Annotated in this window: 20 protein-coding genes; 8 read left to right on the top strand and 12 right to left on the bottom strand. The window is 66.2% G+C overall.

The features are described from left to right. Window positions 1-113: 113 nt before the first annotated feature. Window positions 114-1,514 (top strand): ATP-binding protein, encoded by a 1,401-nt coding sequence (locus tag LDO41_RS17350; protein ID WP_223990512.1) that lies wholly within the window; start codon window positions 114-116, stop codon window positions 1,512-1,514. A gap of 7 nt (window positions 1,515-1,521) precedes the next feature. After that, window positions 1,522-2,130, top strand: coding sequence for a response regulator transcription factor (locus LDO41_RS17345; RefSeq protein WP_223990346.1), 609 nt, complete (start codon window positions 1,522-1,524; stop codon window positions 2,128-2,130). Between the two features lie 14 nt (window positions 2,131-2,144). On the opposite strand, the gene LDO41_RS17340 is transcribed toward LDO41_RS17345, so the two are convergent. From LDO41_RS17340 to LDO41_RS17325, 4 genes are all read right to left on the bottom strand, one after another. Then, the gene (locus LDO41_RS17340; protein WP_223990344.1) at window positions 2,145-2,591 is read right to left on the bottom strand and encodes a hypothetical protein; all 447 of its coding nucleotides are present in this window, start codon (window positions 2,589-2,591) and stop codon (window positions 2,145-2,147) included. Between the two features lie 235 nt (window positions 2,592-2,826). After that, window positions 2,827-4,158 carry an ATP-dependent protease ATPase subunit HslU gene (hslU, locus tag LDO41_RS17335; RefSeq protein ID WP_223990342.1) on the bottom strand — a complete coding sequence of 444 codons (1,332 nt, stop codon included), beginning with the start codon at window positions 4,156-4,158 and terminating at the stop codon, window positions 2,827-2,829. Window positions 4,159-4,188: 30 nt separating this feature from the next. Then, a complete protein-coding gene (gene hslV / locus LDO41_RS17330; RefSeq protein ID WP_223990340.1) occupies window positions 4,189-4,725 on the bottom strand; it encodes an ATP-dependent protease subunit HslV in 537 nt (178 codons plus the stop codon). 196 nt (window positions 4,726-4,921) lie between these two features. Then, window positions 4,922-5,908, bottom strand: coding sequence for a tripartite tricarboxylate transporter substrate-binding protein (locus LDO41_RS17325; RefSeq protein ID WP_223990510.1), 987 nt, complete (start codon window positions 5,906-5,908; stop codon window positions 4,922-4,924). A 333-nt stretch (window positions 5,909-6,241) separates the two neighbouring features. Here LDO41_RS17325 and LDO41_RS17320 point away from each other — a divergent pair, with 333 nt between their 5' ends. From LDO41_RS17320 to LDO41_RS17295, 6 genes are all read left to right on the top strand, one after another. Continuing rightward, window positions 6,242-6,805 carry a Fur family transcriptional regulator gene (locus LDO41_RS17320; RefSeq protein WP_377741614.1) on the top strand — a complete coding sequence of 188 codons (564 nt, stop codon included), beginning with the start codon at window positions 6,242-6,244 and terminating at the stop codon, window positions 6,803-6,805. Window positions 6,806-6,852: 47 nt separating this feature from the next. Then, entirely contained in the window at window positions 6,853-7,932 is a 1,080-nt protein-coding gene (locus LDO41_RS17315; RefSeq protein WP_223990338.1) for a CobW family GTP-binding protein, read from the top strand. Window positions 7,933-8,277: 345 nt separating this feature from the next. Continuing rightward, window positions 8,278-8,964 (top strand): RNA polymerase-binding protein DksA, encoded by a 687-nt coding sequence (dksA, locus tag LDO41_RS34495; protein ID WP_223990336.1) that lies wholly within the window; start codon window positions 8,278-8,280, stop codon window positions 8,962-8,964. Between the two features lie 223 nt (window positions 8,965-9,187). Next, a complete protein-coding gene (locus LDO41_RS17305) occupies window positions 9,188-10,375 on the top strand; it encodes a GTP-binding protein (protein ID WP_223990334.1) in 1,188 nt (395 codons plus the stop codon). Then, complete coding sequence (locus LDO41_RS17300; RefSeq protein WP_223990332.1) at window positions 10,365-10,778, top strand: hypothetical protein; 414 nt, start codon at window positions 10,365-10,367, stop codon at window positions 10,776-10,778. Before LDO41_RS17305 ends, LDO41_RS17300 begins: the two co-directional genes overlap by 11 nt. Window positions 10,779-10,932: 154 nt before the next feature. Then, a complete protein-coding gene (locus tag LDO41_RS17295; protein ID WP_223990330.1) occupies window positions 10,933-13,077 on the top strand; it encodes a TonB-dependent receptor in 2,145 nt (714 codons plus the stop codon). Here LDO41_RS17295 and LDO41_RS17290 read toward each other — a convergent pair. From LDO41_RS17290 to LDO41_RS17255, 8 genes are all read right to left on the bottom strand, one after another. Further along, window positions 13,074-13,613, bottom strand: a complete 540-nt coding sequence (locus LDO41_RS17290) for a GNAT family N-acetyltransferase (RefSeq protein WP_377741613.1) — start codon at window positions 13,611-13,613, stop codon at window positions 13,074-13,076. The two genes, LDO41_RS17295 and LDO41_RS17290, sit on opposite strands and share 4 nt — an antisense overlap. Before the next feature lie 4 nt (window positions 13,614-13,617). Next, window positions 13,618-14,553 (bottom strand): MBL fold metallo-hydrolase, encoded by a 936-nt coding sequence (locus LDO41_RS17285; protein WP_223990328.1) that lies wholly within the window; start codon window positions 14,551-14,553, stop codon window positions 13,618-13,620. After that, on the bottom strand, window positions 14,550-14,795 hold the full coding sequence (locus LDO41_RS17280) for a DUF1289 domain-containing protein (RefSeq protein ID WP_223990326.1): 246 nt from the start codon (window positions 14,793-14,795) through the stop codon (window positions 14,550-14,552). The genes LDO41_RS17285 and LDO41_RS17280 overlap by 4 nt, the downstream gene beginning before the upstream one ends. A 4-nt stretch (window positions 14,796-14,799) precedes the next feature. Then, window positions 14,800-15,252 carry a thioesterase family protein gene (locus tag LDO41_RS17275; RefSeq protein WP_223990324.1) on the bottom strand — a complete coding sequence of 151 codons (453 nt, stop codon included), beginning with the start codon at window positions 15,250-15,252 and terminating at the stop codon, window positions 14,800-14,802. Beyond that, window positions 15,249-15,752, bottom strand: a complete 504-nt coding sequence (locus LDO41_RS17270) for a YbaK/EbsC family protein (RefSeq protein WP_223990321.1) — start codon at window positions 15,750-15,752, stop codon at window positions 15,249-15,251. The genes LDO41_RS17275 and LDO41_RS17270 overlap by 4 nt, the downstream gene beginning before the upstream one ends. A 37-nt stretch (window positions 15,753-15,789) precedes the next feature. Then, a complete protein-coding gene (locus tag LDO41_RS17265) occupies window positions 15,790-16,719 on the bottom strand; it encodes a hydroxymethylglutaryl-CoA lyase (RefSeq protein ID WP_223990319.1) in 930 nt (309 codons plus the stop codon). 21 nt (window positions 16,720-16,740) lie between these two features. Further along, complete coding sequence (locus LDO41_RS17260) at window positions 16,741-17,682, bottom strand: 2-hydroxyacid dehydrogenase (RefSeq protein WP_223990317.1); 942 nt, start codon at window positions 17,680-17,682, stop codon at window positions 16,741-16,743. 511 nt (window positions 17,683-18,193) lie between these two features. Beyond that, the gene (locus LDO41_RS17255; protein ID WP_223990316.1) at window positions 18,194-20,221 is read right to left on the bottom strand and encodes an acetyl/propionyl/methylcrotonyl-CoA carboxylase subunit alpha; all 2,028 of its coding nucleotides are present in this window, start codon (window positions 20,219-20,221) and stop codon (window positions 18,194-18,196) included. Window positions 20,222-20,226: the final 5 nt, after the last annotated feature.

Below are 20,226 nucleotides of genomic sequence, written 5' to 3'. Positions count from 1 at the left end.
TTGTTACACTCGCGTCATGGGCCGATCGTGCCCCGTATCCAGTGATCACGAACCTGCTCCCACCTTCCTTCGCGACGCGCCTCGCCACGCGGGTCGCCACGCTCTTCGCCACACTGGTTGGCGCACCGGGCATCGTCCCCGAGCGCCATGGCCTCGTCAGCCTGCGGCGTCTGTCGCGGCTGCGCTGGGCGTTGCTCGCGGGCCAGGCCCTGCTGCTGTCGTCGTGCGAGTCGGTGGCCGGCATCATCCTGCCGTACCAGCCGCTGCTGCTGCTGTTCGTGCTGCAGGCGGTGTTCAACCTGCTGACCACATTGCGGCTGCGCGGGCTGGCCGCGCGCAACGGCGCGCCCGCGGACGCCGAGCTGATGGCGCAGATGATGGTGGACCTCACTGCGCTGTCGGCCATCCTGTTCTTCACGGGCGGCGCCACCAATCCGTTCGTCTCGTTCTACCTGCCCGGCCTCGCGATCGCGGCGGCGATCCTGCCATGGCGACTGGTGGCGGCCCTCGCGCTCTACGCGCTCGCGTGCTATTCGCTGCTGCTGCTCGAATACGTGCCACTGAACCTGCACAACCCCGACAACGCGGTGAACTATCACCTCGCGGGCATGTGGCTCAATTTCGTCGCGAGCGCGGTGATGATCGCGTTCTTCGTCGCACGGCTCTCGGGCGTGCTGCGCCAGCGCGATGCCGAACTGAACCTCGCGCGCGAGCAGTTGCTGCGCGAGGCGCGCGTGGAAGCGCTGAACAACCAGGCTGCCGCGGTGGCGCACGAGATCGGCACGCCGCTGGCCACGCTCGCGGTCATCGCGGGCGAGCTGCGCGCGGATGCCGAGCATGCGGGCGACGGGGGCGCGGACGGTGGCGGGGCCGGCCGTGGCCAGACGCGCATCGCGTCGTATCTGCCCGATCTGCGCACCATGGAGCAGCAACTCGAACTGTGCCGCTCGATTCTCGCGCGGCTGCGCGAGGATCACGCCACGCTCGCGCCGCAACGTATCAGCACGTGGCTCGCCGCGTTTGCCGAGCGCTGGCAGTTGCGGCATCCGCAGGCGACGCTGCGCGCCGTGGCCAGCGCCGAAGCCGCGCGGCATGCGGTGGACGTGGCGCGCGTGGGCCAGATCCTGACGATCCTCCTCGACAACGCCGCGCGCAGCCAGCAGGCAGCCGGCCTGCCGATGCATGCGGAACCCGCGCTACGACTCGATCTGACGCTCATGTCCGCCGATGCCGACGGCGGCGGCGGCGTGGCACCGGTGTTGTCATGCCGCGTGACCGACCGTGGCACCGGCATTCCGCCCAACATCCGCGCGCGCCTCGGCGAAGCGCCCGTCGCCAGCACGCACGGCGGCCAGGGCATCGGGCTGTACCTCGCGCAGAGCGCCGCGCGCCAGCTCGGCGGCCTGCTCGTCTGGCATGACAACCCGGACGGTGGCACCGTCGCCGAGCTGCGCCTGCCGCTCGTCATCATGAACGCCAACCTCGACCACACGTCGTCCGAACTCCAATCGTAAAGCCGCAATGACTGACGCTCTCGCTATCGTTCCCGTGGATCCCCTGGCTGGCACGCCGTTCCTGGTCGTCGATGACGACGAGGTGTTCGCGGGCACGCTATCGCGCGCGCTCACGCGTCGCGGCTACGCTGTGCAAGTTGCACACAATGGGGGCACCGCGCTTGCGCTGGCCGCGCGCACGGCGTTTGCGTACGTCACGCTCGACCTGCATCTGGGCCCGCCCGCCGACGCGGCCGGTACCGCGCCCGCGGAATCGGGATTGCATCTGGTTGCGCCGCTACGCGCGGCGCTACCCGACGCGCGCATCCTCGTGCTGACGGGCTATGCGAGCATCGCCACGGCCGTGGCGGCGGTCAAGCAGGGCGCGGACGAGTATCTGGCCAAGCCGGCCAACGTGGATTCGATCCTGACGGCGCTGATGGCCGGCATCTCGGAGGACGCGGCCGAGGCCGCGTTGGAAGAGCCCATGCCGCTGTCGGTGGCACGACTCGAGTGGGAGCATATCCAGCGCGTGCTCACCGAGCACAACGGCAATATCTCGGCCACCGCGCGCGCGCTCAACATGCATCGGCGCACGCTACAGCGCAAGCTCGGCAAGCGCCCGGTACAACGTTAAACCAGCTGCGTCAGTTACAGACGCAGCTGTACGTAGTCCCAGCCAAGGTCGTCGTGCGCGCCGCTGCTTTCCGCGGCGATACGCAACGCATCGCTCGCATGACGGTCGGCCAGCGTGACCAGCTTGCCCGCATCCATCGCCATATTGGCCATCGCCGCCGAGGTGCCCGCATCGGCCTTCTCACGCGCGCGCGGATCGGTGATCGTCGAGCTAGGTGTGGAAGGCACTGCCGAAGCCGGCAAATCGGTGGGAATCGTAGAGGGCAGCGGCAGCGTGACGGAGGTGGCGTTGCCCGACGATGCCGAGGCCTCTGTCGAAGATGCCGCATTGGCGGGCGTCACCATCGGACGCACACACAGGAACACCGTGGCGGCAGTCAGCGCGCTGAGCAGCGCGACCGTAGCGAGCGCGACGCGGCGCGTTCGAACCTGATTACGTTTGTAGAAAAGATTGCGCGACATGAAAGCTCCCCGGAGTCATCTCGACGGGATGCGGGGTTCGCTCCCATCGACGCTCGACCGTTAAAGGTGCGCAAGCGTCTCATCCGGTGCCACTGTGCGCCAGTGGACTTACCAAGTTTTACGAAGCTGACAGGGCGACAGATTTCTCGTGCGATTTGATAACCGCGCGATAAGCGTCCCCGCTGCCGTGCGCAGCGGGGACACATCGTGCCTTTACAACATTACGACACGGCCATCAGAGCACGTAACGCGACAGGTCTTCGTTGCCCGCGAGATCGGCGAGGCGTTCATCGACATACGCGGCGTCGATCGTCACGGTCTGGCCCGACGACCGGGTCGCGTTGAACGACAGGTCCTCGAGCAGACGCTCCATCACCGTGTACAGCCGGCGCGCGCCGATGTTCTCGACCTTCTCGTTGACCGAGAACGCGATCTCGGCCAGACGGCGGATGCCATCCGGCGCGAACTTCAGCTCCACGTCTTCCGTGGCGAGCAGCGCCTGATACTGCTTGGTCAGGCTCGCGTCGGTCTGCGTGAGAATCGCCTCGAAGTCCTGCACCGACAGCGATTCCAGTTCCACGCGGATCGGGAAGCGACCCTGCAGTTCGGGAATCAGGTCGCTCGGCTTCGACAGATGGAACGCGCCCGAGGCAATGAACAGGATATGGTCGGTCCGGATCATGCCGTATTTCGTGTTCACGGTCGTGCCTTCCACCAGCGGCAGCAGATCGCGCTGCACGCCCTGACGCGACACCTCGCCGCCACCGACTTCGCTGCGGCTGGCGATCTTGTCGATCTCGTCGAGGAACACGATGCCGTTCTGCTCGACATTGGCGATGGCCTTGAGCTTGAGCTCCTCTTCATTGACGAGCTTCGCGGCCTCTTCGTCGATCAGCAGCTTGAACGCTTCCTTGACCTTCATCTTGCGGCGATGCTTCTTGCCCTGGCCCAGGCCCGCGAACATCGTGCGGATCTGCTCGGTCATGTCTTCCATGCCCGGCGGCCCCATGATGTCCATGCTCGGCGAACCGGCGGCAACTTCCAGCTCGATGTCCTTGTCGTCGAGCGAGCCTTCGCGCAGCTTCTTGCGGAAGACCTGACGCGTGTTCGAGTCCTTGTCCTCGCCCTGCGCAAAGCCGATATCGCGCGGCGGCGGCAGCAGTACGTCGAGCAGACGGTCCTCGGCGGCGTCCTCGGCCTTGGTGCGGACCTTCTTGGTCTCCGACTCGCGTGTCTGCTTGACGGCCATCTCGGCCAGATCGCGCACGATGGTGTCGACGTCGCGGCCGACGTAGCCCACTTCCGTGAACTTGGTCGCCTCGATCTTGATGAACGGCGCGTCGGCCAGCTTGGCCAGACGGCGCGCGATCTCGGTCTTGCCGACGCCGGTCGGTCCGATCATCAGGATATTCTTCGGCGTGATTTCCTGGCGCAGGGGATCCTGCACCTGTTGCCGGCGCCACCGGTTGCGCAGCGCTACCGCCACGGCTTTCTTGGCCTTGTTCTGGCCGATGATGTGCTTGTCGAGTTCGGAAACGATTTCCGACGGGGTCATGGTATGCGACATGGGAATCCGTTCAGAGCTTCAGCGCTGCGCTTATTCGAGCGTCTCGATGACGAAATTGAGGTTCGTGTAGATGCAGAGTTCACCGGCGATGGTCAGCGACTTCTCGACCACGTCCTTCGCGGACAGGTCGGTGTTCTCCATCAGTGCCTTGGCGGCGGACTGCGCGTACACGCCGCCCGAGCCGATGGCCGCGATGCCGCCCTCGGGGTCGAGCACGTCACCGTTACCGGTGATGACGAGCGTGGTGTCCTTGTCCGCCGTGATGAGCATGGCCTCGAGCCGGCGCAGCGCGCGGTCCGAACGCCAGTCCTTGGCGAGGTCCACCGCGGCGCGCGTGAGGTTGCCCTGGTACTTTTCCAGCTTGGCCTCGAAGCGATCGAGCAGCGAGAACGCATCGGCCGTGCTGCCGGCAAACCCGACCAGCACCTTGCCGTTGTAGATGCGACGCACCTTGCGCGCCGAACCCTTCATGACGATATTGCCAAGAGTGACCTGGCCATCACCGCCCAGCGCGACCTGATTGCCGCGGCGGACGCTGACGATGGTAGTGCCGTGATACTGTTCCATGGTGCCTCGTTGATGTCTGTCAGGTCGGTAGGTGGCGCCACCGGCGCGGCTTTCAAGAGGGACCGCGCGATTGGCGCGGAATTCACAGAACTCCCAATATAGGACTGAAAACAGGACTATGTCGCGGGACAGCGACGGCAACAAAAAAGGCCATGCCTCGCGGCATGGCCTTTTTCATGGTGCAGTACGGTACTGGTTAGTCGGCGTACACACCCGCCTTCTTGATCACCGGCGTCCACTTGTCGATTTCCGACCCGAGGAACACGCGCAGCGAATCCGGCGTGGCGCGCTGGGCCGGTACGGCCTCGGCGCCAAGTTCCGCCATCTTGGCGCGGAAGGTCGGATCGGTCACCGACTTCTGCAGCGCGGCCGACAGCTTGTCGATCACGGGCTTGGGCGTGCCCTTCGGTGCGTACATCGCGTGCCAGATCTTCACTTCCACGCCCGGCAGGCCCTGCTCGGCCGCGGTCGGGATGTCCTTGAACGCTTCCACGCGACGCTGCTGCATGGCGGCGTACGGCTTCAGCGCGCCCGCCTTCAGCTGGCCAGCGATGTTGGTGGTCTGGTCGCACATCAGGTTGACCTGGCCGCCCAGCACATCGGTCAGCGCCGGCGCGGTGCCCTTGTACGGCACGGTGGTCAGTTCGGTCTGAATCGCGCTCTGGAACAGCAGACCGCACAGGTGCGAGGCCGAGCCGATGCCGGCGTTGGCCAGCGACAGCTTGCTGGCGTTGGCCTTCACGTACGGCAGCAGTTCCTTGAACGTGGCGGGCGGCAGGTTCTTGTTGCCGACCATCACCATCGGCACGTCGGCGATCTCGCCGACCATCTCGAAGTCCTTGAGCGGATCGAAGCCGAGGTTCCGATACAGCGCAGGCGCCGTGGACATGCCGATATGGTGGATCAGGATGGTGTAGCCATCGTTCTTGGCCTGCACCACCTTCTTGGCACCGATAGTGCCGCCGGCGCCACCAAGGTTTTCGATCACGATCGTGGTGCCCAGGTGCTTGGACATGATCGCCACCAGTTCACGCGAGACCTTGTCGGTCGGGCCGCCGGCCGCGAACGGCACCACTGCCTGCACCGGCTTGCTACCCGGAAAATCCTGCGCGAACGCGCCCGTCGAAGCCACCACGCCGGCAACTGCCAGTGCGGCGGCAAAATGTACTGCAACTCGTTTCATCATGCTCTCCTGTATTCCCTGCTCACTGCCTCTGAGACCGCCGCGATGCCGTCGGACGCCCGCGTGTCGTGTACGACTTGCGGATCTTTCCGGTCGTGCGAGCCATATCGGTTCGGCACGAGTGACCATCGGCAATATGTATGGGTGGAAGGCGGCCACCAACCCCGCGTACAGGCGGAGCCGGAGGAGGATGTTAGCTGCCGCGAACAAGCGGCAGCCAGCGGGGTTAACCCGCGAGAAATGCACTTGCAACATGGCTGTCATGCGCCCGTCATGTGGGTCGCTTCCGCAACTGAATTGCATCGAAGGGGGCCGTATGGTTAAATGCCCCGCATGACCCGCCCCCCTATGCATCCCACGCCACCGGCTCCGACCGCGGCCGCGGCGCCGCACGACGTTGCGCAGGAACGCCTGCGCGTGCTCGGCGCGCGCGTGACGCAGCCGCGCGTGGCGATCCTCGCGTGCCTGATCGGCAGTGACGAACCGATGACGCACCAGGCCGTGATCGACAGCCTGCCCGCCGACGCCGGCGTGGACCGCGTGACGGTCTACCGCGTGCTCGACTGGCTGGTCGAGCAGGGCATTGCGCAAAAGCGCGCCGGCAACGACCGCGTGTTCCGCTTCAGCCTGCTCGAACACGAGGCCGCGCGCGCACAGGTCCATCGGCAGCACAGCCACTTTCATTGCACGCGATGCGACCGCACCTACTGCCTGGAAGCGGCCGGCACGCCGCCGCGCGTGGCCACGCCGAAGGTGCCGAGCGGCTTCGCCGTGGACCACGTCGAGCTGACCGTCAACGGCATCTGCGCCGAATGCGGCAAGCGGCATGACGTGGCCACGCATCCGACTGCGGATGTGGCCACGCATTCGCCCAAACATGGCGGCCACTCGCACTGAGTCCAGCGGGTGGAGAAACGGGTGAACCAATTTCCTCGGAGAACAACATGTCCAAAATGATCCCGGTCACGATCCTGACCGGCTTCCTCGGCAGCGGCAAGACGACGCTGCTCAAGCGGATTCTCAACGAGCAGCACGGCATGAAGATCGCCGTGATCGAGAACGAATTCGGCGAGGAGAACATCGATAACGAGATCCTCGTGCAGGACGGCCGCGAGCAGATCGTCCAGATGAGCAACGGCTGCATCTGCTGCACCATTCGCGGCGATCTCGTGCAGGCGCTGTCGGATCTGCTGACGCGCCGCGATGCGGGCGAATTCGACTTCGACCGCGTGGTCATCGAGACCACCGGCGTGGCCAATCCGGGCCCGGTCGCGCAGACGTTCTTCATGGATGAAGAGATTGCCGCGCGCTACCTGCTGGACGCGGTGATCACACTCGTCGACGCCAAGCACGCGAACATGCAGCTCGACAAGCAGGAAGAGGCGCAGCGCCAGGTTGGCTTTGCCGATGCGATCTTCATTACCAAAGCCGACCTCGTCGAGGAGAAGGACGTGGCCGACCTGCGCCACCGCCTGCTCCACATGAACCCGCGCGCGCCGATCCGCGCCGCCCATTTCGGCGAGACGCCGATCGACACGATCTTCGACCTGCGCGGCTTCAACCTCAACGAAAAGCTCGAGATCGACCCCGAGTTCCTGCGCGCGGAAGATCACGAGCATGATCATGATCACGGTCACGTGCACGACGAGCACTGCGGACACGACCATGACCATGACCATGGCCACGGCCACGGTCATGCGCACGATCACCACCATCACCACCACCACACCGATCGCATCGCGTCGTTCGTGTTCCGCAGCGACCGCGCGTTCAACTACGGCAAGCTCGAGGAATTCCTGTCGGGCATCCTGTCGGTGTACGGCGAGAAGCTGCTCCGCTACAAGGGCGTGCTGTATATGGATGGCGTGGACCGCAAGGTGGTGTTCCAGGGCGTCCACCAGCTGATGGGCAGCGATATCGGCGCCAAGTGGGAAGACGAGACCCCCGGCACCAAGATGGTGTTCATCGGCGTGGATCTGCCGCGCGAAGCCATCCTCAAGGGCCTGGAGAGCTGCCTGGCCTGACTTGACAGAATCGGCACCGTCCGAGGGGGCTTCGCCACTGGCGTTGCCCCCTTTCTCCTTTTCCGCCTGCCTCGTCACATGCAGCCGGACGGTCATCGGGACAAATCCGGTGTCCTTGTCCGGCTTTCTCCCATATCTCCGACAAATTTGTTCAAGTACAATAAGCCGGATTTGATACGGGCCGTGCACCTTTACGCCGTCCCAGTATCCGTATGGCAGGTGCGGTCGCAGTGCTTCGTGCGGAGACCGCGTAGCAAATCCGCCGTGGGGCATAACCGGTTCGCGCCGTAGTCGCAGTCGTCGTTATCCAACGTCACTTATCCGACGCGAGAGAGAGGTGTCCCCATGACAGCCGCAACAAAAACCAAGGAAAGCCGCAGCAAGACTGTTACCGCTGCGGCAGCGACACCAAAGGCGCCGCCAGCCAAGGCTGCGCCGACTCCACGCGGCAGTACGGCGCAGGCCGAGGCGGGGGAGGCCAAGGGAGGCACGCGAAGCAGCAAGACTGCAGCCAGCCAGAGTGAAACGACCGCGCCGCGCAAGCGCGCGGCCACCGCACCCGAGCGGACGGAGACGCCGCCGGTCGCATCAACAAGAGAATCAGCAGCAACCATGAGCAGCAACAAACTTCTGACTGAAGCTGAAATCCTGAAGATGAGCGACAAGGATTACATGAACGAGGCGCAGCTTGCCTTCTTCAAGAATCGCCTTGAGCAGCTTCGCGACGAAATTCTCAAGAACGCCGACCAGACCACCGAACATCTGCGCGAAACGGTCATCGTGCCGGATCCGGCCGATCGCGCGACCATCGAGGAAGAACATGCCCTCGAGCTGCGCACGCGCGATCGCGAGCGCAAGCTGCTGAAGAAGGTGGAGCAATCGCTCCAGCGCATCGAATCCGGCGATTACGGCTGGTGCGAAGAGACTGGCGAGCCGATCGGTGTGCCGCGCCTGCTCGCGCGTCCCACCGCGACGCTGTCGCTCGAAGCGCAACAGCGCCGCGAACTCCGCCAGAAGCTGTTCGGGGACTGAGCCCTCCCGAAACATGCTTGCCACGGCCCGGATCCCCCCGGGCCGTTTGTGTTTACGGGCACGTCGCGCCGCGGCCGCGCCCCGACCCGCGCTTGCCCGGACGACGTTGTCGCCGCGCCGCCACGGCCTGCCGTGTCCTACCATGAGGAAACGCCGTGCGTGATTGTCCTCACGACGGGGTTTCTGTTACAGTCGCAACCTTGTTGCAACTACAGCTAGCGCCATGGCCGAACGCCTGCCCGTCACCGTGTTGTCTGGATTCTCCGGTGCCGGCAAGACCGCCCTGCTCGAACACGTCCGCACCCATGCCGAAGGCAGGCGCGTGGCGATGCTCGTCGACGGTCCGGACCTGCTGGCCGAGCTGGAAGGTCTGGCACGCGTCGGCGCGCATGATGCCGCGATCGTCGTCACCGACGCCACCGCGGAGCCGCTGGCCATCGCCGAGCTGTTCGCGTTCGAAGACGAGCATGGCCACGCAGGCGCTGGCTACCGGCTCGATACGCTCGTCACCGTGGTCGACGCGGCCAGCCTGCTACGCGACTGGCACGATGCGGATTTCCTCAGCGATCGGGGCCTCGTGGAAGCCGCCGATGGTGACGATGCCGATGATCGCACCGTGGTCGATGTGCTCGTCGAGCAGATCGAAGGCTGCGACGTGCTCGTGCTGAACCATGCGGACGGCGCCAACACCGACACGCTGACCGACGCGCGCGCTTTGTTGCGCGCGCTCAATCCGCGTGCCGATCTGATCGAAGCCACGCATGGCGCCGTGCCGGCCGCGCGCGTGCTCGACACCGGCCGCTTCGACGTAGACACCACGTTCGCCAGCGCTGGCTGGCAGATCGCCCTGCGCGGCGAGACGCTGCCCGAGACCGATGGCATCGGTGCGGCCGTCTATCGTCGACGCCGCCCGTTTCATCCGCAGCGCTTCGCCGACCTGATCCATACCGAATGGATGCGCGAGCATGGCGACGTGCTGCGCTCGAAGGGCCTGTTCTGGCTGGCCTCGCGCATGGCGGTGGCCGGCGACTGGGCCCAGGCCGGTGGCGTGTGCCGGCCCGGCGGTGCCGGTGCGTGGTGGGCCGCGCTCGACCAGGCCGACTGGCCGCACGACGCCGAGGCGCGCGCGGAGATCGAGAGCGAGATGGACGGTCCGTTCGGCGATCGCCGTCAGGAGCTCGTGCTGATCGGCCGCGACCTCGATACCGCCGCACTGAGTGCTTTGCTGGATGCGTGCCTGCTCACCGATGACGAGCTGGCGGCCGGGGCCGAGGCCTGGGCGCACTATGCCGATCCGTTCCCATCGTGGGACGAAGAGCATGACCATGACCACGATCATGACCATCATGATCACGACCATGCGCATGACCACAAGGATGACGGCCAGTGCGGCTGCGGGCATGCGCACTGATTCCACCTGCCTCGCGCGCTGGCGCCACCATGGCCTCGGTCTCTGGACCGCGCTGTGGCTGGTGCTGTGCCTGCTGCTCGCGCAGCAGGCGGGCCTCGTGCACCGCGTGGTGCATGGTGGGCTGCTCAACCTCCCCATCAGCGCACCGCTGACGGTCTCGTCCATACCGGATCAGACCCCGGATACCCACACGCACGGCTTCGCGCTGAAGCTGGGCGGCCACTCGTGCGTGCTGTTCGATGGCGCGACCGTGGCCGATACCCACTTTGGCACCGTTACGCTGCCCACGCTGCGCTTCGGCAAGCCGGTCAAGCCCGCCGCGCTCGCGTGGCGCTGGCCCGATCTTCCCGCTCGCCACCCCTTCCATTCGCGCGCCCCACCGGCGCCGCTCGCGTTCGTCTGATACGCCTCGGTCCGCGGTCTTTGCCGCGCGCCATGGTCCCAGTCAATCCCACGTGTGTTTTCACGTGTGCCCTGCACCGGCGCACGCCAGCCGAGTCGATTCGCTTCGTCCGGCCGTCGTGCGTACGCAGCGCAACGCATCCGAATCGCGAGCCATGTCTTACCCAAACACTCCCCGTGCGCGCCGTCTGTCCGCGCTAAAGCCCCGCATCAAGCCGGTAGCGGCCGTCGCCGCGCTGGTCGTCTCCGCGCATGCCTTCGCGCAGGATGCCGCCCCTGCCGCTACCACTGCGCCAGCACCGCAGGTACTCAAACCCGTGGTGGTCACCGCCAATCCGCTGGGCAGCGAACTGAACGACCTGGTGGCGCCGGTCTCCACGCTGAGCGGCGATGCGCTGACCGTGCGCGCCGACAGCACGCTTGGCGAGACGCTGAACAACCTGCCCGGGGTGTCGTCGACCTACTTCGGTCCCAATGCCAGCCGGCCGGTGATTCGTGGCCTCGATGGCGATCGCATCAAGGTGCTGCAGAACGGCGGCTCCACGCTCGATGCATCCACGCTGTCCTATGACCACGCGGTACCGATCGATCCGCTCGTCGCCGAGAGCATCGAGGTCGTGCGTGGCCCCGCCGCGCTGATGTACGGCGGCAATGCGCTCGGTGGCGTGGTCAACGTGATCGACAACCGCATTCCGAAGGATCCGATCACCGGCGTATCCGGCGCGGTGGATTCGAGCGGCACCATCGGTGGCGACAAAGGCCGCAACGCCAGCGGCCTGATCGAGGCCGGCAATGGCCAGTTCGCGGTGCATGCCGATGCATTCGTGCGGCAGACCAGCGACCTCAAGATTCCGGGCTTCGCGCGTAGTGGCACCGCACGCGCCACGCAGCCGCTGCCTGAAGGCGAGACCGAGAGCTTCGGGCATATTCCGAACACCAACGCGCATCAGGAAGGTGGCGCGCTGGGCGGTTCGTACACATGGGCCGATGGCTTTGTCGGCGCCGACTATTCGACCTACCGCAACGACTACGGCACGCCCGCGGAAGCCGATGCGCGCATCAAGATGCGACAGGACCGTTTTGCGCTGGCCGGTGAGGCGCGCAACCTGTCAGGCACCACGGGCGGGCTGATCGAATCGGTCAAGGGCTCGTTCAGCTACACCGACTACGAACACCGCGAGATCGAGGACGGCGAGACCGGCACCACGTTCAAGAGCCATGGCTGGGATGCGCGCATCGAGGCCAAGCACGCCAAGATCGGCAACATGAGCGGTGTGATCGGCACGCAGTTCGGTCATACGGATTTCTCCGCGCTGGGCGAGGAGGCATTCGTGCCGAGCACACGCACGGATAACGCCGCGGTGTTCGTGTTCGAAGAACTGCCGCTGACCGCGTCGGGCGATCTCAAGCTCAATCTCGGCGGGCGCCTGGACCACACGACCGTGAAGTCCAGTGCCAACGGCAGCGATCGTTTTACGGATGCCGAGCGCACCTTCAATGCGGGCAGCGCGTCGGCGGGCCTGCTGTACAAGGTCAATCCGATATGGTCGGTCACGAGCAACCTCTCGTACACCGAGCGCGCGCCGACGTTCTACGAGCTTTATGCCAACGGGCCGCACCTGGCCACAGGCACGTTCGAGGTCGGCGATCCCAACGCCAACAAGGAGCGCGCCACGTCGCTCGACCTTGGCTTGCGCTTCAACCAGGGGCCGCATAGCGGCAGCATCACGGGCTACTACAGCCGCTTCCAGAACTACCTTGCGCTGGTGAACTCCGGACAGTTCCGCGACGAGGATGGCACACCGGCCGCCGCGGGCAATGGGGCGCTGCCGGTGTTCCAGTACCTCGGCGTGCCGGCCACGCTGTGGGGCTTCGAGGCCGAGGGCAAGACGCAACTGCTGCAGAAGATCCTGACCACCAGCGATACGCTCGACTTCGCGGCGCGCGCGGATTATGTGCACGGCGAAAACCGCGACACCGGCGAGGCCTTGCCGCGCCTGGCGCCGCTGCGGCTCGGTGGGTCGCTGATCTATGGCGCGGGGCCGTGGGGCGCGCGTGTGAATGTCGACTGGTATGCGCGCCAGTCTCGCGTGCCGACCGACGATACGCCTAGCGATGCGTACACGATGCTGGGTGTGGCGCTGACGTACAAGTTCAAGGTCGCGCGCACGCAGACGCTGGTGTATCTGCGTGGGGACAATCTGACCAATACCGAGGCACGTTCAGCCACGTCGATCCTGCGCGATATTGCGCCGCTGTCAGGACGAAGTGTGCGGCTGGGGTTCAGGACCTCGTTCTAACCCGGGATCATCGAGTACACGGCCGCCGCGACGGGGCGGCCGTTCAGGATCAGGCGGTTGCGGGCGATGCATTCGAAGTGGGCGCCGATCTTCTCGGCGACGGCGCGGCTGGCGAGGTTGGGTTCGGCAGCGACGATTTCGATGCGGGTCAGGCCAAGGCCGTGAAAGCCGTGGCACACCATCATCGCGGCCGCGCCCGCGGCAAGGCCCTGATGCTGGCGCGACTCGCGGATCCAGTAGCCGAGATTGCCGAGGTTGTCCTCGCGGCGAATCTGGTTGATCGCCACGCCGCCGTACAGCACCCGCCCATCGGGCGAGAACACGCCGACGTCGAACGCCTCGCCGTCTTCCATATTGGTTTCACAGCGTGCGAACCATTCGTGCGCGTCGTACAGGCCGTAGTCCGCATGCGCCCATGGCATCCATATGCCGACCGTGGACATCGACTCGCGCACTGCCGCGACCATCTGCGCGGCATCGCTCGCGCGAAACGGCCGCAGCAGAAAATCGCGAGTCTTGAGCGGCGGCATCATCATGGCGTCAATCCCGGTTCAATACACGCTCACCGTCCAGCGTCAGCGCGCCTACGCGCGCGAGGCCCTGCAATGCATCCTCGCACAGCCCCGCGAGCGTGTCGCCCGGCAGATAACGCGCGCCGATACGCGACATCAGCGGCGTGGCGCCAAACCAGTCGAACAGTTCCGCGCGCGTCATGCTCGACTGCGCCAGCAACCGGAACTTCACCAGCACCTTGATCGCATGCGTGGCATTGCGCAACGGTTCGCCGCGCAGATACGCGAGGCGTCCGCGCGCGCGTTCGAGGGCGCCGGCCACATCGGTGAACACGGCACCGTGGCCGGGGATCACCACGCGCGCGTCCAGTGCCGCAATGCGCGCGAGCACGGCCTCCTGCTCGGCGAATCCGCTCTCGCCTTCGAGCTCGGGAAAGATCACGCCGAAGCCGTTTTCCCACAGCGCATCGCCGGAAATCAGAATGCCGTGCGCGGGCGCGAACAGCATGACGGCGTGCGGATCGTGTCCGGGCGCGGCCACCACGTTCCATTCGATGCCACCGAGCCGCAGCGTGTCGCCATCGGCCAGCACATCGTCGAACGTGAAGCGCGCGCATTGCTGGCCCGTGGCGCGATAGCTGAGCGCGTCCTCGTCCCATGCCGCCACGGCCGCGGCCTCCGCTGCGGGAATGCGCGTATGCGGTTGCCAGCGCGCCTGCAGGCTCGCGTTGCCGCCACAATGATCGGAATGCAGATGCGTGTTGATGAGTTGCCGTAACGGGCGGCCCTCGAGCGCTGCCGCCACCAGCGCCACGGTTTGCGGCGCGTGCGTGACGTAGCCGCTGTCGATCAGCGTGGCGCCTTCATGGTCGTCATCGAGCGTGAGGACATTGTTGGCCGATAGCCAGCCACGTTCGAACACGCGCAGCGAGGGGGGGAGCGAGGGGGAGAGCAACGCGGTCATGGCGCAGGCTCCTGAAACCAGCGCAGGCGTTCGGGCAATTGCGCCCAGATCGCGCGGCGCGTGGCATCGTCGGCGCCGGACCACGACGCGATTTCGTCGATCGTGCGCAGGCACCCTTCGCAATAGCCGGTGGCCGCGTCCATGCGGCAGATATTGATGCACGGCGACGGCACTGGCGAGTCCCGTAGCGCGGCTTCCGCGGCGTGTTCGAGTTCGGCGAGCGAGCGCGTGCACACGGTCATGGCATCAGCCCGTCATGCGTGCGGTCTTGGCCGCGATCTTGTCGTTGAAGCGCGCCGCGTCGATGATATGCCGCTCGTGCACGCCCTCCGTGATCTTGTCTTCGCCGTCCCACGCGGTCAGCGCGAACCGCAGCTTGCGACCCTCCACGGCCACCAGTTCGCCCTTCACCGTGATGGCCATGCCCGGCGGCGTGGCGGCCAGATGCGTGAAGTTCACGAGCGTGCCGAGCGACTGCTCGCGCGGCCAGTCGAGGTAGTCGCGCAGCATCTGCAGACAGGCGCATTCCATGATGCCCACCATATAACCGGTGGCCAGCACGTCCGGCATCTCGGCGCAGCCGGGAATGTCGTCGTACAGGTTCGGCACGGTCGCCTTGGGCGGCACCACGTATTGCCATTCGAATGCGATCCCCGGCTTGAGGCCGCTGGGCGCGCTGAGGCCGCCGGGAGCGCTCACGATGCCACCGCCTGCGCGACATCGGCGACTTCGGCGCCGGTCATCGCCTGCAACTGCTGCGGCGTCAGGTTGAACACTGCGTGCGGATGGCCGGCGGCGGCCCACACGCTGTCGTACCGGAACAGGTCCGCGTCGAGCAACATCACTGGCGCCACCGCATGGCCGATCGGACAGACGCCGCCGATCGCATAGCCGGTCTTCTCGCGCACGAAGCGTGCATCGGCCTTGCCCAGCGCGCCGACGCGCGCGGCCACTTTGGATTCGTCGACGCGATTGCTGCCACTCGCGATCACCAGCACGGGCACATCGTCGGCGACGCGCCGGAAAATGATCGACTTGGCGATCTCGGCCACGCTGCAGCCCAGCCCGGCGGCCGCTTCGGCGGAGGTCTTGCCCGTGGCCGGCAGCATCACCACGGGACGGTCATGGCCGATGCCGGCCAGCAGATCGGCCACGCGTTGCGCGGACTCCGGCAAGGGGCTTTGCGCGTTTTCGCTCATGTTTCTCGGTTCCTGATGTGTCTGGTTGAATGCGGGCTCACACGCACGTGGCTTCGGCCGCGGACGCCCATTTGGTCAGCAATGCCTTGCCGACGCGCGAGCTGTTCGGACGGCCAATCGATTGCGAGATAAAGTCGCCGGTGCGCACCACGGCCTCGAGGTCGATGCCAGTGTGCAGGCCAAGCCCATGCAGCATGTACAGCACGTCTTCGGTCGCGACATTGCCGGTGGCACCCTTTGCATACGGGCAACCGCCGAGCCCCGCGACCGACGCATGGAAGATCGCGATGCCGACTTCGAGGCTGGCAAGGATGTTCGACAGCGCCTGGCCGTAGGTGTCGTGGAAGTGGCCCGACAGGCGGTCGATCGGAAACTCGGCCGCCACCGCGCGCATCACGTCCTGCACCTTGCCGGGCGTACCCACGCCGATGGTGTCGGCGATGTCGATCTCATCGCAGCCGAGTTCGCGCATGCGCCGCACCACGTCGACCACCGCGCTGACGGACACCTCGCCCTGATACGGGCAGCCGAGCGCGCACGAAATGCTGCCGCGCAGGCGGATGCCCGCTTCCTTGGCGGCCGCGGCCACCGGTGCGAAGCGCGCGATCGATTCGGCGATCGAGCAGTTGATGTTCTTCTGCGAGAACGCCTCGCTCGCCGCGCCGAAGATCACCACCTCGTCCGCGCTCGCGGCCACGGCGCCCTCGAACCCCTTGAGGTTCGGCGTGAGCACCGAATAGAGCGTGCCCGGACGGCGCTGGATGCGTGCCATCACCTCGGCACCGTCGGCCATCTGCGGGACCCATTTCGGCGACACGAACGATGCCGCTTCGATATTGACGAAGCCCGCGTCCGACAGCTGGTTGATCAGCGCGACCTTGACGTCGGCCGGGACCATCGCCTTTTCGTTCTGCAAGCCGTCGCGGGGACCCACTTCGACGATCTTCACGTATTGCGGCAAGTTCATGTTCGACTCCTGTTGCGCAGCTCAGTATCCGCGTGCGATATCGACGATGCCGGCGATGGGCTTGCCTTCGCCGAGCGCGCGGATCTTGCTGGCGATCTGCGCGATGCTGTCCTCGCGCAGCGTGAGCGCCGAGATATGCGGCGTGATGGTGATGCGCGGTTCCTGCCAGAACGGGTGTTCGGCTGGCAGCGGTTCTTCGCGGAACACGTCGAGCGTTGCCGCGCCGATGTGTCCTGCCTTCACCGCGGCGAGCAGATCCGCCTCGACCAGATGCTGGCCGCGCGCGACGTTGATCAGATGCGCGCCCGGTGCGAGACGCGCGAGCAGATCGGCGTCGATGATGTTTTCGGTGTCGGGCGTCAGCGGCAGTACGTTGACGAGCACGCGCAGGCCATCGAGGAAGGCGGCGCGGCCCGCGTCGCCGTGGAATGGTTGTACGCCCTCGACGTGCTTTGCCGAGCGGCTCCAGCCGCGCACCGGAAAACCGAACTGCGCGAGCGTGCGCGCGATATGGCTGCCGAGCGTGCCGATGCCCATCACGCCGATGGTGAAGTCAGCGCGGCGATGTGGCTTGATGAACTTCCAGGTGCCGGCGGCGGCCTGCGTGGCATAGGCGTCGAGCTTGCGGAAATCGCGCAGCACGGCGGCGCTGACGTATTCGGCCATCTGCGCGGCCATGCCCGCGTCGTCGAGTCGCACGATCGGAATGCCTGCTGGCAACGCGGCGGGGTCGTCGTCACGCAGGCGCAGGATGCCGTCCACACCAGCGCCAAGATTGAAGATCGCGCGCAGGTCGGTGCGGCCACGCAGCATCTCGACCGGGGGGCGCCAGACGACGGCGAAGTCCGCTTGCGCATCGCGCGATTCTTCCCATGTGAGGCATTGCGCTTCGGGAAGGACTTCGGCGAAACCTTCGATCCAGGGGGCGTAGCGGCCGTCCGGCACGTACAACTGCAACTTCATCTCGACTCCGTGTGATTGTTGTTTGGGTATGGCTGGGATTTTGGCATGGTTTCGGCTTCGGCAAGCGGCGGAGGCCCTCACCCCCGGCCCCTCTCCCCAAGGGAGAGGGGAGAAAACAAGAGGTAATTTCTATCCCCCCTCTCCCCCGACCCCTCTCCCCGCCGGGGAGAGGGGAGCAAACCGTTGGCATGCGACGAGCTGCGAGGTTCATATTTCTCCCCTCGACCTAGGGCGTGGGAAGAGACCAGGTGGCTACTATCCCCCCGCCTCTCGCCCCGCCGACGAGAGGGGAGCAAACCGTTGGCATGCGACATACCTGTGGGTCTCTCGCCGCCATTCGCTCCGGAGAAAGGGCGCGATCGTCGCAGGCTGCCTCCGCTTTTCTCCCCTCTCCCTGGGGAGAGGGGCCGGGGGAGTGGGGAAAGCAAACTGGTTTTTCTTTGCTCCCCTCTCCCACGGGGAGAGGGGCCGGGGGTGAGGGCTAGCCGTTGCCGTCGCGCCGCGCGCGCACTTACGCAGGTTCGGGTACGGCGAACGACAGCAACTGCGCGCCTTCCGTCACCTGTTCGCCGACGCCGTACAGCACCTCGGCGACCACGCCGTCCGCCGGTGCGCTGATCGTGTGTTCCATCTTCATCGCTTCCATCACCAGCAGCGGTGTGCCGCGCGTGACGTGCGCGCCCGGCTCCACCATCACCGCGATGACCTTGCCCGGCATCGGTGCGGTCAGCTTGCCGCCCTCGCCTTCGGCTGCATCGCCGTGCGCGAGCGGGTCGAGCCATTCGAGCACCGCGTGGCGACCGCCGTGGAACACGTGGAACGTGTCGCCCTCCACATGCATCTGGCCATGCGTGCGGCGCGTGCCCATATCGACGCGAATGTCGTCGGCGCGGAACGTGTAGGCAAACGGCGTGGCCTGGTCATTGAAGATCAGCGTCTTGCGCCGCGACTCGATGCGCAGCCCCACCTCCAGCGTGGCGTTGCCCGACTTGAAACGCAGCGTGCGATCGTCGCGGCCGTTGAGGCGCCATGCGCCCGCATGGGTCCACGGCGAATGCGGATCGCTCGCGTCGATGCGCCGCGTGGCGTCCTCGCGCGCGAGCAGCGCCGCCGCCGCCAGCGCGGCCGCTTCCATGCCCACCGGACGCGGCGGCGGAAACAGCGCGTCGTGATTGCGCTCGATCAGCCCGGTATCGAGATCGGCGGTACGGAACGCCTGCGACGTCACCAGCCGCTGCAGGAACGCCACGTTGGTCGACAACCCCACCACGTGATACCCCGCCAGCGCCTGCGACATCCGCGCGAGTGCCGCCTCGCGCGTCGGCCCCCATACGATCAGCTTGGCAATCATCGGATCGTAGAACGGACTGATCGCATCGCCCTCGCGCACGCCCGCATCGATCCGCACGCCCGCCGGCCCATGCGCATCGCCGCCACGCATAAACTGCACCGCGGGCGGCGTGCGCAGAAAGCGCAGCGTGCCCGTCGACGGCAGAAACCCCTTCTCGGGGTTCTCGGCATAGACGCGCGCCTCGATCGCATGCCCGTCGATGCGCAACTGTTCCTGCGTCAGCGGCAAGGGCTCACCCGCAGCCACCCGCAGTTGCCATTCGACGAGGTCCTGCCCGGTGATCATCTCGGTGACCGGATGCTCCACCTGCAGGCGCGTGTTCATCTCCATGAAGTAGAACGAGCCATCCTGATTGGCGATGAACTCGACCGTCCCCGCGCCAACGTAGCCCACCGCGCGCGCCGCGGCCACCGCCGCCTCGCCCATCGCGCGCCGGCGCTCCTCGGTCATGCCAGGCGCCGGTGCTTCCTCGAGGACCTTCTGATGACGGCGCTGCACCGAGCAGTCGCGCTCGAACAGATACACGCAGTTGCCATGCGTGTCGGCAAACACCTGAATCTCGATATGACGCGGCCGCGTGAGGTACTTCTCGACAAGCACCTTGTCGTCGCCGAAGCTCGCCGACGCCTCGCGCCGCACGGACGCGAGCGCGGCCTCGAACGCGTCGCCGGCCTCGACCACGCGCATGCCCTTGCCACCACCACCGGCACTGGCCTTGATCAGCACCGGATAGCCAATGCGATCAGCCTCCGCGCGCAGCAGCGCGGGGTCCTGATCCTCGCCGTGATAGCCGGGCACCAGCGGTACACCGGCATGCTCCATCAACTGCTTGGCCGCGCTCTTGCTACCCATCGCGCGAATCGCAGACGCGGGCGGGCCGATGAAAACGATGCCGGCCGCGGCGCACGCCTCGGCAAAGCCATCGTTCTCCGACAGAAACCCGTAGCCCGGGTGAATCGCATGGACGCCCGCATCACGCGCCATCTCGATGATATGGTCCGCGCGCAGATAGCTGTCACGCGCGGCCGCGCCACCGATATGGATCGCTTCGTCGCAATAGGCGACATGCCGGGCTTCCGCGTCGGCATCCGAATAGACCGCCACCGTGCGAATGCCGAGACGGCGGCACGTGGCGGCCACGCGGCAGGCAATCTCGCCTCGGTTGGCGATCAGGACTTTCTGAAACATGGCTC

It is taken from the genome of Cupriavidus pampae (genome assembly GCF_914271485.1).
GTDB lineage: Bacteria > Pseudomonadota > Gammaproteobacteria > Burkholderiales > Burkholderiaceae > Cupriavidus > Cupriavidus pampae.
The sequence above is the reverse complement of the archived record's forward strand: the minus strand, read 5'-3'. Positions and strand labels throughout refer to the sequence as shown.

Coding starts and splice junctions, on each gene's coding strand:
- LDO41_RS17305 (WP_223990334.1), top strand. CDS start 9,188: ATGGCCGAACGCCTGCCCGTCACCGTGTTGTCTGGATTCTCCGGTGCC.
- LDO41_RS17265 (WP_223990319.1), bottom strand. CDS start 16,719: ATGAACTTGCCGCAATACGTGAAGATCGTCGAAGTGGGTCCCCGCGAC.
- LDO41_RS17295 (WP_223990330.1), top strand. CDS start 10,933: ATGTCTTACCCAAACACTCCCCGTGCGCGCCGTCTGTCCGCGCTAAAG.
- hslU (WP_223990342.1), bottom strand. CDS start 4,158: ATGTCGCATACCATGACCCCGTCGGAAATCGTTTCCGAACTCGACAAG.
- LDO41_RS17340 (WP_223990344.1), bottom strand. CDS start 2,591: ATGTCGCGCAATCTTTTCTACAAACGTAATCAGGTTCGAACGCGCCGC.
- LDO41_RS17300 (WP_223990332.1), top strand. CDS start 10,365: ATGCGCACTGATTCCACCTGCCTCGCGCGCTGGCGCCACCATGGCCTC.
- LDO41_RS17280 (WP_223990326.1), bottom strand. CDS start 14,795: ATGACCGTGTGCACGCGCTCGCTCGCCGAACTCGAACACGCCGCGGAA.
- LDO41_RS17290 (WP_377741613.1), bottom strand. CDS start 13,613: ATGATGATGCCGCCGCTCAAGACTCGCGATTTTCTGCTGCGGCCGTTT.
- LDO41_RS17315 (WP_223990338.1), top strand. CDS start 6,853: ATGTCCAAAATGATCCCGGTCACGATCCTGACCGGCTTCCTCGGCAGC.
- hslV (WP_223990340.1), bottom strand. CDS start 4,725: ATGGAACAGTATCACGGCACTACCATCGTCAGCGTCCGCCGCGGCAAT.
- LDO41_RS17325 (WP_223990510.1), bottom strand. CDS start 5,908: ATGAAACGAGTTGCAGTACATTTTGCCGCCGCACTGGCAGTTGCCGGC.
- LDO41_RS17285 (WP_223990328.1), bottom strand. CDS start 14,553: ATGACCGCGTTGCTCTCCCCCTCGCTCCCCCCCTCGCTGCGCGTGTTC.
- LDO41_RS17270 (WP_223990321.1), bottom strand. CDS start 15,752: ATGAGCGAAAACGCGCAAAGCCCCTTGCCGGAGTCCGCGCAACGCGTG.
- dksA (WP_223990336.1), top strand. CDS start 8,278: ATGACAGCCGCAACAAAAACCAAGGAAAGCCGCAGCAAGACTGTTACC.
- LDO41_RS17345 (WP_223990346.1), top strand. CDS start 1,522: ATGACTGACGCTCTCGCTATCGTTCCCGTGGATCCCCTGGCTGGCACG.
- LDO41_RS17255 (WP_223990316.1), bottom strand. CDS start 20,221: ATGTTTCAGAAAGTCCTGATCGCCAACCGAGGCGAGATTGCCTGCCGC.
- LDO41_RS17260 (WP_223990317.1), bottom strand. CDS start 17,682: ATGAAGTTGCAGTTGTACGTGCCGGACGGCCGCTACGCCCCCTGGATC.
- LDO41_RS17320 (WP_377741614.1), top strand. CDS start 6,242: ATGACCCGCCCCCCTATGCATCCCACGCCACCGGCTCCGACCGCGGCC.